The organism is Streptomyces sp. NPDC058653 (genome assembly GCF_042716895.1).
Classification (GTDB): Bacteria; Actinomycetota; Actinomycetes; order Streptomycetales; family Streptomycetaceae; genus Streptomyces.
On record NZ_JBHXRM010000025.1, the window covers coordinates 29,511 to 43,600 of the forward strand.

Sequence of the window (14,090 nt, forward strand, 5' to 3'; positions counted from 1 at the left end):
CGAACACGGCACTTCGCGCAGCGGACGATTTCCGGCCAACTTGTTGACGCGCTCCTGACAGAGAGACCGGATTCCTGCGACTCTTCCTCCGTTCTGAGCACCACTCGCTCGGCAGTCCATGTTCCGCAGCTCGTGCTCCGCAGTTCATCGCTCGGCAGCTCATGCTCCGCCGTTCATGCCCCGAAGCTCGTGCTCCACCTTCTCCACCTTGCTCTCTGCACTGTCCGGGCCGCCCACCCGAGCGTGGTCCGGTACCCCCCTCGCAGAAGGAGTTCGCGTGAGACCCACGCCCAGCCGTCGTATCACCGCGACCGGCGCTCTGATCGCTGTCACAGCCCTTCTCGCCGTCGGAGTCCAGGCAGGCACCGCCGCCGCCGCGCCCGACTCGGCCCCCTCCGCGCCCGTCGCGGGCAAGGCCGACCCCGGCGCGCTCCCCAAGGCCCTCTCGCCCGCGCAGCGCGCCGAGCTGCTGCGCGAGGCCAACGCCACCAAGGCGGCGACGGCCGACGAACTCGGCCTCGGCGCCGAGGAGAAGCTCGTCGTACGCGACGTCGTCCAGGACCGTGACGGCACCACGCACACCCGCTACGAGCGCACCTACGCCGGCCTCCCCGTCCTCGGCGGTGACCTCGTCGTCGCCGCCACGAAGGCGGGCGCCACCAAGGCGGTCACCAAGGCCTCCAGGGCGGCCCTCAAGTCGGTCGACACCAACGCCGACGTGCCGGCCGCCGCCGCCGAGAAGCAGGCGCTCTCCGCCGCGAAGGCCGAGGGCTCGACCAAGGCCGCGGCCGACCGCGCGCCGCGCAAGGTCGTCTGGCTCGCGGACAACAAGCCGACCCTCGCGTACGAGACGGTCGTCGGCGGTGTCCAGAAGGGCGGCACCCCGAACGAGCTGCACGTCGTGACCGACGCCGCCACCGGCGAGAAGCTGTACGAGTGGCAGGCCGTCCACGAGGGCACGGGCAACACCCAGTACAGCGGTCAGGTCACCCTCGGCACCGCCCCGTCGTTCACGCTGACGGACACCGGCCGGGGCAACCACAAGACGTACAACCTGAACCGCGGCTCCTCCGGCACCGGCACCCTCTTCTCCGGCACGGACGACATCTGGGGCAACGGCTCCCCCTCCAACGCGGAGACCGCCGGCGCGGACGCGCACTTCGGTGCGGCGCTCACCTGGGACTACTTCAAGAACGTGCACGGCCGCACCGGCATCAGGGGCGACGGCGTCGGCGCGTACTCGCGTGTGCACTACGGCAACAACTACGTCAACGCCTTCTGGCAGGACAGCTGCTTCTGCATGACGTACGGCGACGGCTCGGGCAACGCGAAGCCGCTGACCTCCATCGACGTGGCCGCGCACGAGATGTCGCACGGCGTCACCTCGAACACCGCGGGCCTCATCTACAGCGGTGAGTCCGGTGGCCTCAACGAGGCGACCTCCGACATCTTCGCCGCGGCCGTCGAGTTCAACGCCGCCAACCCGCAGGACGTGGGCGACTACCTGGTCGGCGAGAAGATCGACATCAACGGCAACGGCACCCCGCTGCGGTACATGGACAAGCCGAGCAAGGACGGCGCGTCCAAGGACTACTGGTACTCGGGCATCGGAAGCGTCGACGTCCACTACTCGTCGGGTCCGGCGAACCACTTCTTCTACCTGCTCTCGGAGGGCAGCGGCGCCAAGACCATCAACGGCGTCAGCTACAACTCCGCGACGTCCGACGGTCTGCCGGTGACCGGCATCGGCCGGGCGAAGGCCGAGCAGATCTGGTTCAAGGCCCTCACCACGAAGTTCACGTCGACGACGAACTACGCGGCGGCCCGTACCGGCACGCTCGCGGTCGCCGGTGAGCTGTACGGCACGACGAGCGACGAGTACAAGTCGGTCGCCGACGCGTGGGCCGGCATCAACGTCGGTACCCGCCCCGGCGGTCCCGGCACCCCCGGCACGGTCTTCGAGAACCTGACGGCCGTCGCCATCCCGGACAACGGCGCGGCGGTCACCTCGACCGTCAACGTCACGGGCGTGACGGGCAACGCGCCCGCCACCCTCCCGGTCGCCGTGGACATCACGCACACCTGGCGCGGTGACCTGGTCATCGACCTGGTCGCCCCGGACGGCACCGCCTACCGGCTGAAGAACGCCAGCAGCGGCGACTCGGCGGACGACGTCGCGGAGACCTTCACCGTCGACGCCTCGTCCGAGGCCGCCAACGGCGCCTGGAAGCTGCGGGTGCAGGATGTCGCGTCGCAGGACACGGGGCGCATCAACAGCGTGAAGCTCACCTTCCCCTGAGCGTCCCCCGGGCATCGCCCGAGCGCGAGGTGAGCACCACGTGGGCACCGCGCCCACCGCCTGACGCGTCTCCCCGCGCGGGCACGGTGTGAGAACGAACGACACGGTGAGAGAACGAAGGCCGCCCGGGTCCCGAGGACCCGGGCGGCTCCGCCGTCCCGTACCGCCGCACGGAAGTCCCGTACCTCGGCACGGAGGTGCGATGTCCCGGCCCACCCCGTTCGAAGGCGCGCCCGAAGGGGTGGGCCGGGAACCGGCCGGTGCGGATCCGCCTCGGGCACCCCCGGTCAAGGAGTGCGCCGTGCCTGTCCGTCCACCGGCTGTGAGTCACAGACGACCGGCTCCCGGACCGGAGGATCGTGGTCTCCATGGCAGTGAGGTGACCGACCGTCGCCGACCACGCCGCGACGGCTCCCCCGCCCCTCACCTGCCACCAATCCTCCGGGCCGGGCGCCGTTTCCCCCGTCGCCCGCGCTCTCCACCTCGGCGTGAGCTCCTAGCGGAGCTTGTTCACCGCCGTGGTGGTGGTCTTCTTGAACGCCTCGACCGGCGCCTGGCCCAGCTCCCCCAGCCGGCCCCAGGTGACGATCGTGACGGTGTCACCGTCGCGGCCGACGCCCAGCAGATGGACACCGGGACCGGCGTCCGGGATGGAGACCCCCACTCCGATGACCCGGGCGCCCTCCTCGACGGCGATCCTGCCGTAGTCGTCCCAGGAGGCCGTGCCGCCGGGCGTGTTCCGCAGCCAGTCGGCGGCGCAGGACGCCACCGCCTCCTCGGCCGAGGCGGCCAGCTGTTTGGCGGCTGCGGGGCTCGACGCCCGGACGCTCACCTGCGCGCCCCTGGTGTCCAGGTCGGTGCCGAACTCCCGGTGCCAGGTGGCGCCCTGGGCGGGCAGCACCTTTTCGAGGCAGAACGGGTCCGTCTCCGGGGCGCCCGCGGTCACGGCGCCCGCCGTCCAGAAGTTGCCCGCGGCCTGCGGCATGTCCGCCGTCGCGAGGAAGCCGGGCGTGGCCGCCTTCGGCGCCGCCTGGACGCTGCCGGACACCGACAGCGCGAGAGCGCCGGCCAGTGTCGCGGTCGCCGCCGTGGTGAGTGCCCGGCGGGTCGTGCTTCGTGTCATGTTCCAACCTGTGGTCACTAGGTGGATCCCCTGGTCATGCTCTGGGTGGTGCTCGACGGTGCTGTTCCTGCCGGCTTGATCGGCCGGTGATCCCAGACTGAGGGGGTGATCGGGGCGTCGGCAACAACCCTCGTGAAGTGCGGAACGCGTGGAACGCGTACGCGTACTCTGGCCTGGGGAAATGACAAGTGCCTGGAATGACCGCGGAACAGCGTGGCGGGCGGTAGGGGGACGTGGGATGGGCCGTTCGGAGAAGATCCCTGCGGAGACGGCGGAGTTCGCGAGGCGTCTGCGTGCCCTCAAGGAGAGAACCGACCGCAGTTACGGATCGCTCGCCGCCCAACTCCACCTCGGCGCCTCGACCCTGCACCGCTACTGCCACGGTCACGCGCTGCCCGTCGACTACGCGCCCGTGGAGCGCCTCGCCCGGGTGGTCGGCGCGACGTCGGCCGAGCGCGTCGAGCTGCACCGCCTCTGGCTGCGGGCGCACTCCGCGCGTACGGAGGGACCGGAAGAAGAAGGGGACGGGGGCGCGAGCGGGGCCGCCGAAGGGGAGACGGTCGCCGTCCCGGTCGGCTTCACGGACATCGAGCAGGGGCGGGCGGTCGAGCCCGTACGCGGGCCGGCCACGGAGGCGCCGTCGGACACCGGCACCGGTACGGCGGAGCAGGCGCGGGAGGCCGACGGTCCGGATCCCGGCCCCGCACAAGGCCCGGACCCCGAGTCCGACGGTTCCCTCGACGACGACCCCGATCCGCCGCCCGCCGCCACGGCCCCGCCCCTGTCACGTCCCCGCGCTTCGCGTCTGCGCCGCCGTCAGATTGTCGGCGCCGCCCTCGCCGTCGTCACCGTCCTCGGCGGCACGGTCGTCGCGGCCGACCTCGGGGGTCCCGACGGGCGGACCGACAAGAGCGCTCCGCGGCTCGCCGACCCCGGCCCGGACGGGCCCGTCGATCCGCCGTCGCCGTCCGGACGGTCGGGCGCCCCGTCGGCGAAGGCGAGCGCGTCCACGTCCGGCGCGGGCCCGAAGACATCACCGTCCGTCTCGCCGGGCGGCGGAAAGACCGAGGCGGGCGGCGCCGGCGGGGACGGCGGAAAGGGGGGCGGGTCCGGCGGGACGAAGCCCGGGGGCGGGACGTCCACGGCGAAGCCGCTGGTGTGGAGCGCGGACGGCCACAAGTGGCAGTCGGAATGCGACCACACGTATCTGGTCAACCGCGCCCCCTCCGCCGTACCGCCGCCGCCCAACTCGCAGGACGCGCGCCAGTGGGCGACCGCCCTCGGCGCGGTGCACGGAAAGTCGTCGCTCACCCAGGCCACGCTGAGCGCGGCGGCCGGCGCCGAGCCCGTCGTGGTCGAGGAGGTGTTCGTCCGGGTGGTGGGCCGCCGGGCACCGCTCGACTGGAACGCGTACGAGATGAGCAGCGGCTGCGGCGGCGCGATCACCCCCGCCGTGTTCGCCGTCGACCTGGACGCGTCGCGGCCGATCGTGCGCCCCGTCGACGGCGGCAGCGAGGAGGGGCCGCTGCCCGCGCCGAAGCTCCCCTATCAGGTGACGGCGGACGAACCGCTCGTGCTGAAGATCGAGGCGAGCACGTCCGGCTGCGACTGCGACTGGTATCTGGAGGTGCGCTGGACGGCCGGGGACCGTACGGGTGTCGCGCGTATCGACGACGGCGGCCGGCCCTTCCGTACGAGCGCGATCGGGGGCACGGTGTACGGGCACGACTACGAGGCCGGGAAATGGGTGGGACCCTGACGGTCCGTCAGGGTCCCACCGGGTACTACGTGTTACGCGCTCACGCCGGGTTGTTGGCGTGGGTCAGCGTCTCCCAGGCGACGAACAGGTTGTTCGTGCCCTGCGGGCGCATGCGCTCGGTGTACTGCTGGGTGTTGGTCATCGCGTTGCCCAGCCGGTTGCCCAGCGCGTTGAAGGCGACCTCGCTGATCGGTCCGAGGTTGTCCTTCAGGCTGCCGCCGCAGAGGTTGCCGGGGACGGGCTCACCGTTCTGGTACTTGGTGTGCAGCCCGAACGCGTGCCGCAGCCGCTCGCCGACCTCCGGGTAGAGGTCCTGGCCCTGGATCCGGCTGGTCTCCGCGACGTGCGAGATGGCCGAGAGGCCGTAACCGGTGTGGGTCAGGTCGCGGCAGGTCTCCTGCGCGAGGCCCTGCATGAAGGTGGACTGGTTGTGCCAGTAGCCGACGATCTCGTCACGGGTGTCGAGTCCGCTGCCGGGCACCGTCCGGGGCAGCGCGCCGTCGGAGGGCAGATAGATGAACGCGGGGACACGGTTGCGGAAGATGCCGACGGTCTTGTCGTAGGCTCCCCGGTCCTCCAGATGGACCGCGATGCCGATCGCGGCCTCGTTCATGCTGAGCTCCCAGTTGCCGTTGGAGCCCGAGCCGTTGATGATCTCCGGCAGATACACGTTCCGCAGCATCGTGGAGAAGCGGCCCGAGTTGGCCCAGTTGCCCCGTACGTGCTTGATGATCTCGGCGGCCTTCGGCCACGACGAGCCGGCCCACGCGGTCTGGAGCGGCGCGTTGCTGTTGGTGTGGTCGCGGATCGTGTTCGACCAGGCGTCCATCAGCTCGATGGACTTCTGCGCGTAGCGGTCGTCGCGGTTGATGTACCAGGCCAGCGCGGTGGTGTACGCGGCTATCGCGTCCTCGCGCTCGTCGGTGCAGCCGTTGTTGGGGTTGGAGTACGAGCCGCACTCCACGACCGCGCGGGGCTTGGGCACCCGCGACAGGGAGGCGTACTTGCTCCCCATCATCTGGTCGTACGCGGCCTTCCACGGCTGGGCGCCCGCCTGCACCTTGCCGCGGACGAAGTCGAGCTGGGGGCGGCTGACGCCGACCCCGGGGTGGGTGAAGGTCGCCGGGGCGGCGACGGCCTTGGCGGAGAGGGTCCTGGCGGCGGCGGGCGGCGCGTCCGCCGCCCGCTCGCCCGCCGAGGCGGGGGCCACGAAGGCCGCGGCGATCAGGCCGCCGAGCGCGGCGGACAGGCCGAGGACTCTGGGGATGACTCCGGGGCGCATGGGGTGCCTTCCGGTCGGGGGGTGTTCCTCAACTCCACCGAACAACACGCTTGTTCACTCACATGAACGATGAGCGGAGTTGTGAATCCTTGTTGAGTCAGGAACTTAAGGCCATCCCATGGACACGTCAAGGTATGGACCAATGGATGTCGAAGGGCCCGGCGGACGGTGTCCGCCGGGCCCCGGGAGCGTCCGGTCCTCAACGCATCAGTACGCCCGCGCCCTCCCCCGTCGCCTCGGTCGGCAGCGCCACCAGCCCGAGATCGGCGGCGCCGAGCATCGGATGCGTGGGCAGGACCCGGACGGTGTAGCCGAAAGGTCCCGTACGGTCCAGGGCGAGCGGTCCCTCGTACACCCAGCGGCCCGCCTGGTCGGGACCCCCCGCCGGTTTCAGCGGGAAGATCTGCGCGTCGGCGATCGTGTCGTCGGCGCCCACCCGGCCCGCGACGGCCTGCACCTCCACGTCGTCGGGCAGGAGCTGGCCGAGGGCGACACGCACCTTCAGCGCGAGGGTGGAGCCCAGCTCCGCGCTGCCGGCCGCCGACACGGCCTCCACATGGTCGACCGCCACACCCGGCCAGGCCGCCCTGACCTGGTTCTTCCAGTCGGCCAGCTCCCGGGCCGTCGGGGCGTCCAGCGCGCGGTGGGCATGGGCGGCCGGTGCGTACAGCCGCTCCACGTACTCGCGCACCATGCGGTCGGCGAGCAGCTTCGGACCGAGGGTCGTCATCGTGCGGCGGACCATCTCGATCCAGCGGCCGGGCAGCGCGGCGGCGTCCTTGGGGCCCTTGGCCGCGGCCGGGTCCCCGCGGTCGTAGAAGCGCGGCGCGACCCGGTCCTCGATCAGCGCGTAGAGGGCGTTCGCCTCCAGCGTGTCGCGCCGGTCCTCGTCGGCCGACGAGCCGTCGGCCGTCGGGATGGCCCACCCGAAGTCCGGCTCGAACCACTCGTCCCACCAGCCGTCCAGCACCGACAGATTGAGGCATCCGTTGAGCGCCGCCTTCATCCCGCTCGTGCCGCACGCCTCCAGCGGGCGCAGCGGGTTGTTCAGCCAGACGTCGCAGCCCGGATAGAGCCGCTGCGCCATCGCCATGCCGTAGTCGGGCAGGAAGACGATGCGGTGGCGCACGCGCGGGTCGTCGGCGAACTTCACCAGCTCCTGCACGAGCCGCTTGCCGCCGTCGTCCGCCGGGTGCGCCTTGCCCGCGACGACGATCTGGATGGGCCGCTCGGGGTGGAGCAGCAGATCCGTCAGCCGCTCGCGGTCGCGCAGCATCAGCGTGAGGCGCTTGTACGAGGGGACGCGGCGGGCGAAGCCGATGGTCAGGACGTCGGGGTCGAGGACCCCGTCGATCCAGCCCAGTTCGGCGTCGGCCGCGCCCCGCTGGTGCCAGGAGGCGCGCAGCCGGTCGCGTACCTCATGGACCAACTGCTCGCGCAGGGTGCGGCGTACGGCCCAGAGGTCGGCGTCCGGAACGTCGGTGATCTCCTGGCCGAGCGCGGCGATCTCGGGCGCCACCCAGGTCGGCGCGTGGACGCCGTTGGTCACCGAGGTGATCGGCACGTCCTGCGGGTCGAAGCCCGGCCAGAGCCCGGCGAACATCTGCCGGCTCACCGCGCCGTGCAGGGTGGAGACGCCGTTGGCGCGCTGGGCCAGGCGCAGGCCCATGGCGGCCATGTTGAAGAGGTTCGGCTCGCCGCCGTGGAAGGTCTCCCTGCCGAGGCTCAGCACCTGCTCGGTGGAGACCCCGGCCAGTTCGCCGTCGTCGCCGAAGTGGCGTGCGACGAGTCCGCGGTCGAACCGGTCGATGCCGGCGGGCACGGGGGTGTGGGTGGTGAACACGGTGCCGCCCCGGACGGCCTCCAGCGCGGTGTCGAACCCGAGCCCCGTCTCGGCGAGTTCACGGATGCGTTCGAGGCCCTGGAAACCGGCGTGGCCCTCGTTCGTGTGGAAGACCTCGGGCTCGGGGTGGCCGGAGAGACGGCAGTACGCGCGGACGGCGCGGACGCCGCCGATGCCGAGCAGCATCTCCTGGAGGAGCCGGTGCTCGCTGCCGCCGCCGTAGAGACGGTCGGTCACCTCGCGCTCGGTCGGGCCGTTGTCCTCTATGTCCGAGTCGAGCAGCAGGAGCGGTACGCGGCCGACGCGTGCCTGCCAGACGCACGCGCGCAGCGACCGGCCGCCGGGCAGCGTGAGCGCGATCCGGCTGGGCCGGCCGTCCTCCTCGCGCAGCAGGCTGAGCGGCAGTTCGTTCGGATCGAGAACGGGATAGTGCTCCTGCTGCCAGCCGTCGCGCGAGAGGGACTGGCGGAAGTAGCCGTGGCGGTAGAGCAGCCCGACACCGACGAGCGGTACGCCGAGGTCGCTGGCGGCCTTGAGGTGGTCCCCGGCGAGGATGCCGAGGCCGCCGGAGTACTGGGGCAGGGCGGCGGTGACGCCGAACTCGGGCGAGAAGTAGGCGACGGCCCCGGGCAGCTCGGCGCCCTGGGCCTTCTCCCGCTGGTACCAGCGGCTGCCGCGCAGATACTCGTCGAGCCCGCCGGCGACGCCGGCCAGCCGTTCGAGGAACGGCCGGTCGCCGGCCAGCTCCGCCAGCCGCGTGGCGGAGACCGCCCCGAGCAGCCGCACGGGATCGCGCCCGGCGGCGGCCCAGCCGTCGGGGTCGACGGCCTTGAAGAGTTCACGGGTCTCGGAGTGCCAGGACCAGCGCAGATTGCGCGCGAGGTCGCTGAGTGGTCGCAGGGGTTCGGGCAGGACGGGGCGCACGGTGAATCGACGGATTGCCTTCACGTGTTCCACCTTCGCAGGGGTCATCCGGACCGACGGACCACACCACGCTGTGCACCCCGCCATCACTCCGACGGTATCCCCCGAGCCCCCGCTCCTTCGACGGCGCACGAGCGCACACGCGCCGGGCCGGCTGCGCGGGTCGTCCTCCGGCCGGGGGACGACGGGGCGGCCGGCCGGGCGGCCCGGAACGGCCCCGGACGGCCCCGCGAGGGACGCCGCCGGCGCGCGCGGCGCGGCCGGACGCGCCGACGGGCGGTCAGCCGCGGGCCGGTTCGGGCAGCTCGTAGGGGGAGCCCGCGTTCACCGTCGCCGGGTCGAAGGCGCCCGTCGTCGCGTACCGCGCGGCGATCTCCGCCAGTTCGGCCGCCGGGATCACGTCCGAGATGTCCGTGAAGCCGTCGGGGGCCCGGGTGTGCGCCAGTGTGATGACCACCTCGGGGCCCTGCCGGCGGTTGGCGAGCTGAAGCTCCGTCATGGCGGGGCGGCGCTCGGTCTCGTACGCCCCCAGCGCCTCACCCGGGCCGGGGTGCGTGGCCATGGCGTGCGCCAGCGCACGCGCGTCGACGATCGACTGCGTCGCGCCGTTCGAACCGATGGGATACATCGCGTGGGCCGCGTCGCCGATCAGGGTCGTACGGCCGTGGGTCCAGCGGGTGAGGGGGTCGCGGTCCACCATCGGGTACTCGAAGGCGCGGTCCGCCGCGGCCAGCACCTCGGGGACACCGACGCCGTCGAACTCCCAGCCCGCGTAGTGGTGCGCGAACTTCGCGACCGGCACGGGCCGGTTCCAGTCGCCGCGCTCCGCCCCGGCGATGTCCGTCGCGGGCATCGCCAGCGCCCAGTTGACCAGGACGTGGCCCTCGGGGCCGCTCGGGTGCGTCATCGGGTAGACCACGGCCTTCTGCCGGTCGTCGCCCGCGATGAACATGAACGCGCCCGCGCGGTCCGCGGGGACGCGCGAGACGCCCCGCCAGACGAGCAGCCCGTTCCACGGCGGCTCGCCCTCGCCGGGGTTCAGCGCGGCCCGTACCGCCGAACGGATGCCGTCGGCGCCGATCAGCACGTCGGGCTCCAGGGAGGCGGCGCCCGCCGCGCGCCCCTCGCGGTGCGCGAGCAGCACGCGCGGGCGGCCCTGCGCCGAGGTCTCGACTCCGGCGACCCGGACCCCGGCGACCACCGCGTCACCGCCGAGCCGCTCCCGTACCGCGTCGGCGAGCACCCGTTGCAGATCGCCCCGGTGGATGGAGAGCTGGGGCCAGAGATAGCCGGCCGCCAGTCCGCGCGGCTCGCGGGAGATCAGTCCCCCGCCGCGGTGGTAGTAGCGCAGTTCACCGGTGCGTACGGCGCACTCGTCGAGCCGGGCGAGCAGCCCGAGCGCGTCGAGTTCGCGTACCGCGTTGGGCATGATGTTCAGCCCCGCGCCGAGCGGCCGGCTCTCCCGGGCGGCCTCGACGACGGTGACGTGTTCGAAGCCGGCGGCGTGCAGGGAGAGTGCCGCGGTGAGGCCGGCGATTCCGCCGCCCGCGATCATGATGTGGGTCATGCCGTGAATCTCTTCTCACGAAGCGGTGCCGGGGCGGAGGGGGATCTGGAGGCCGATCCGCACACGGACGCCTTGGGCTTGGGTGTCGTCATCGGCGCGTGCGGGCCCACGTTCGCCTGCCGTACCAGCGTCTCGTTGTCCCGCGTCAGATCCAGCACCGTCCGCAGGAGCGCGATCGGGGCGCCGCCGCTGCCCTCGTCGTACAGCCGCAGGTCGTCGCTGTACGCCTTGCGCGCCAGACCGATGTGCCGGGCCCGGAACGTCTTGAGGATGCGCAGCACCCGCGCCAGCGAGACCGCCGAGGAGGCCAGGCCCGGCGGCAGCCGCGGCGTCGACTCCCAGCTGATCGCGGCGGACAGCTTGCTGACGGCGGAGGTCGAGCCCCGGTGCGCCGCGTGGAAGGCCCGCCAGGACGGCAGGCTGTAGCGCACCGACTCGTCGAGGAACACGTCGTACTCCGGGCTGCTCCGGTCGCTCTGCCAGAGCGTCAGATCGACCAGCCAGAGCGGCACCTGGGCGGCGGCCGGGCCCAGATAGTCGCGGCCGTCGACGTCGACCTCCTCGAAGTACGGGCGCAGCCCGCGTGCGAAGAAGTCGGGCGTGACCTGCGCGACGGTGAAGTCGATGGAGTCGACCATGGCCTGCACGTGCTGCGCCGTACGGTCGAGGGCGGCGGCGAAGCAGGGGTCGTACGGTTCGAGTCCCGCCACCTCCGAGCAGCTGTCGAGCGCGGCGACGAGCGCGGGGAAGACCATCCGTACGGCGTTCTGGAGATACCCCTCCATCTTGTCGCCGGTGTACATGCGCTGGCGGTCGCCGAGCGGATTCCACGTCGTGTAGTGGTGCACGGTGTCGCGGGGCACCATGTCGGTGCGGTGGCCCAGTTCCCGGAGCACGGGCAGGGCGTCCGGGACGGCGGCGAGCGGCTCGACCCCGTGCCGTTTGAGCGAGCCGAGGAGCAGACCGAGGTCGCGTACGGCGGCGAGCGCGTCGACCACGCCCAGTGAGGCGGCGCGGTCGGGATCGGGGACGAGCGTGCGCAGTGCGACGGTGAGCGCGGGGACATCGGCGTCCCGGTTCATGGCCGGTACGGCGGCGAGTATCGCGTCGGCGCCGAGCGGATCGGCCGCGCGTATGCCGGCGATCCGGTAGCGCGGTTCGGAGCGTGCCTCGATCGCGGGCGCGACTAGGTCGTACAACGTCATGGAAGTGCCCCCCTCGGGCGTGGGTCGGGTGGGTGGTGGGACACGGGACGGGCGGCCTCGGGCCGTCGCGGCGACGGTCGCGCTCCGTCGCGCGGCCCGACCGGCCGGCTGCTGCGTCGCCCCGCCGCGGCCGTCCCCCCTCGGACCTGGACCGTCGACCGGGCCCTGCCCCGCCTGCGCACTCGCTCCTCCTCCTGGGTCTACTCCGGGGCGCCGCCGACCCGGTCCTGGTGCGGGGGCGCGGACACGGGCGCGGGGAACCGCAGCCGGAGGGTGAGCAGCGCGGCCGTCGCGGCGAAGGCCGCGCCGACGAGGAGCGCGGCCCGGAAGCCGGCGGTCTCGTCGGCGGCGCCGCCCGCGCCGAGCGCGTCGGTACGGGCGGTGGCGACGGCGACGAGTACGGCGAGGCCGAGCACGGAGCCGAACTGCTGGCTGGTGTTGACGAGTCCGGAGGCCAGACCGGTCTCGCCCGGCGCCGCGTCGGCGGTCGCGGCGACGTTGGTGGTGACCATGACCAGCGGCAGGGCGGCGCCCAGCACGAGGCTGGGCGCGAGGACGGTGGAGAAGAAGGTGCCGTCGGCGGCGAGGGCGAGCGCCAGCCAGAGCATGCCGAGGAAGAGCAGGGTGAAGCCGAGCGTCATGGTGGCGCGCAGGCCGAGGCGCTCGATGAGCCGGCCGGTTCTCGGGGCGGTGGCGACGACGACGAGGGAGAGCGGCAGCAGGCCGAGCCCGCCGGTGAGGGGGGTCTGGTCGAGGACGCTCTGGAGGTAGAGGCTGACCAGGAAGAACATCGGGAAGAGCGCCATCTGGGCGAGTGCGCTGAGGCAGTTGGCGAGCCGCAGGGTCCGGCGCCGGAGGACGGCGGGCGGCACGAGGGGGCGGGCGATTCGTTTCTCCAGGACGGCGAAGGCCGCGAGGAGGGCGAGCCCGGCGGCGAACGCGCCCAGCGTCCGCGCGCCGGTCCAGCCGGCCTCGCCCGCGCCGACGAGGCCGTACGCGAGGAGCCCGAGCCCGGCGGTCGCGGTGAGCGCGCCGCCGATGTCGAACCCGCCTTCGGTACTGGCGGTGTGGGCGTCGAGGAGCCGCAGCGCGAGGACGGCGAGGACGAGGGCGCCGGCGACGTTCAGCCAGAGGGTGGAGCGCCAGCCGAGCAGATCGGTCAGTACGCCGCCGAGGACGGTGCCGAGGACGCCTCCGAGTCCGCCCATCGCGGCGAAGGCGCCGAGGGCCTTGTGCCGGGCGGGGCCGTCGGGGAAAAGGGTGAGCAGCAGGGCGAACGCGGCGGCGGCGGCGAGTGCGGCGCCGACGCCCTGGACGGCGCGGGCCCCGACGAGCACCTCCACGCTGCCCGCCGCGCCGCCGACGGCGGAGGCCGCGCCGAGCACCCCGAGCCCGGCCAGGAACACGCGCCGGTGCCCGAGCAGATCGGCGGCGCGCCCGCCGAGGAGCAGCAGCCCGCCGAAGGTGATCAGGAACGCGTTGGCGACCCAGGAGAGGCCGGCGGAACCGGACCCGAGGTCGTCACCGACGGACGGCAGGGCGACGTTGACGATCGCGGTGTCCATGATGAGCAGCAACTGCGTGGCCGCGAGCAGTCCGAGAGCGGCCCTCGGACTCCGCCCCACCACCTGCGACGATCCCGGCGCCACGGGACCGGGGGCGCGAAACCCCATGACGCCGGGAGACTGTGAACCGGCACGGCGGGGCTGATCCGCCCCACCGGAACCGACTGTGCTACGCCCGCCGGCGGCGCCGCGCGGTTCGCCGACCTGAGCGGCACCGCCGAAGCCGGGCGAACTCGGCGGTCCACCACTCGGCAACGGACCCAACCCGCCAGGACCGGACACACCCTCGGAACCGCGCGGGCACGCCGGGCCGCCGCTCGACAACGGCCCGTCCGAGCCCGAACCGTCGCCGACCTGAGCGGCACCGGGCGGCCCCGCCCCGCCATCGGTCGGCAAGGCGCCGTCCGGGTCCGAACCGGCAGGACCAGACACGGCCTCGGCCCCCGCGCCGGGGGAGGCGGCCGGGGTCGGGCGGCCCATGGGGGCGGGGTCCGGCGCGGTGAAGGGTGGCCGTTCGGCCCCC

At 73.1% G+C, this 14,090-nt stretch carries 8 protein-coding genes; 2 read left to right on the forward strand and 6 right to left on the reverse strand.

The annotated features are described in order from the left end of the window. Positions 1-277 precede the first annotated feature (277 nt). The gene (locus tag ACFWU9_RS21500; protein WP_384320690.1) at positions 278-2,299 is read left to right on the forward strand and encodes a M4 family metallopeptidase; all 2,022 of its coding nucleotides are present in this window, start codon (positions 278-280) and stop codon (positions 2,297-2,299) included. Between the two features lie 496 nt (positions 2,300-2,795). On the opposite strand, the gene ACFWU9_RS21505 is transcribed toward ACFWU9_RS21500, so the two are convergent. Next, positions 2,796-3,422, reverse strand: a complete 627-nt coding sequence (locus tag ACFWU9_RS21505) for a hypothetical protein (RefSeq protein WP_384320692.1) — start codon at positions 3,420-3,422, stop codon at positions 2,796-2,798. A gap of 238 nt (positions 3,423-3,660) precedes the next feature. On the opposite strand from ACFWU9_RS21505, the gene ACFWU9_RS21510 reads away from it, so the two are divergent. Then, complete coding sequence (locus ACFWU9_RS21510) at positions 3,661-5,181, forward strand: helix-turn-helix domain-containing protein (RefSeq protein ID WP_384320694.1); 1,521 nt, start codon at positions 3,661-3,663, stop codon at positions 5,179-5,181. A 40-nt stretch (positions 5,182-5,221) separates the two neighbouring features. On the opposite strand, the gene ACFWU9_RS21515 is transcribed toward ACFWU9_RS21510, so the two are convergent. The 5 genes from ACFWU9_RS21515 to ACFWU9_RS21535 all read right to left on the reverse strand — a co-directional run bounded on the left by ACFWU9_RS21515 (position 5,222) and on the right by ACFWU9_RS21535 (position 13,675). Then, positions 5,222-6,463, reverse strand: coding sequence for an alginate lyase family protein (locus tag ACFWU9_RS21515; RefSeq protein ID WP_384320696.1), 1,242 nt, complete (start codon positions 6,461-6,463; stop codon positions 5,222-5,224). A 199-nt stretch (positions 6,464-6,662) separates the two neighbouring features. Beyond that, positions 6,663-9,254: an alpha-glucan family phosphorylase gene (glgP, locus tag ACFWU9_RS21520; protein WP_384320698.1), complete on the reverse strand. Its 2,592-nt coding sequence runs from the start codon at positions 9,252-9,254 to the stop codon at positions 6,663-6,665. 256 nt (positions 9,255-9,510) lie between these two features. Further along, positions 9,511-10,797, reverse strand: coding sequence for a flavin-dependent oxidoreductase (locus tag ACFWU9_RS21525; protein ID WP_384320700.1), 1,287 nt, complete (start codon positions 10,795-10,797; stop codon positions 9,511-9,513). After that, complete coding sequence (locus ACFWU9_RS21530) at positions 10,794-12,002, reverse strand: monodechloroaminopyrrolnitrin synthase PrnB family protein (protein WP_384320702.1); 1,209 nt, start codon at positions 12,000-12,002, stop codon at positions 10,794-10,796. Before ACFWU9_RS21530 ends, ACFWU9_RS21525 begins: the two co-directional genes overlap by 4 nt. Before the next feature lie 200 nt (positions 12,003-12,202). Next, complete coding sequence (locus ACFWU9_RS21535) at positions 12,203-13,675, reverse strand: MFS transporter (protein WP_384320704.1); 1,473 nt, start codon at positions 13,673-13,675, stop codon at positions 12,203-12,205. Between the last annotated feature and the right edge of the window lie 415 nt (positions 13,676-14,090).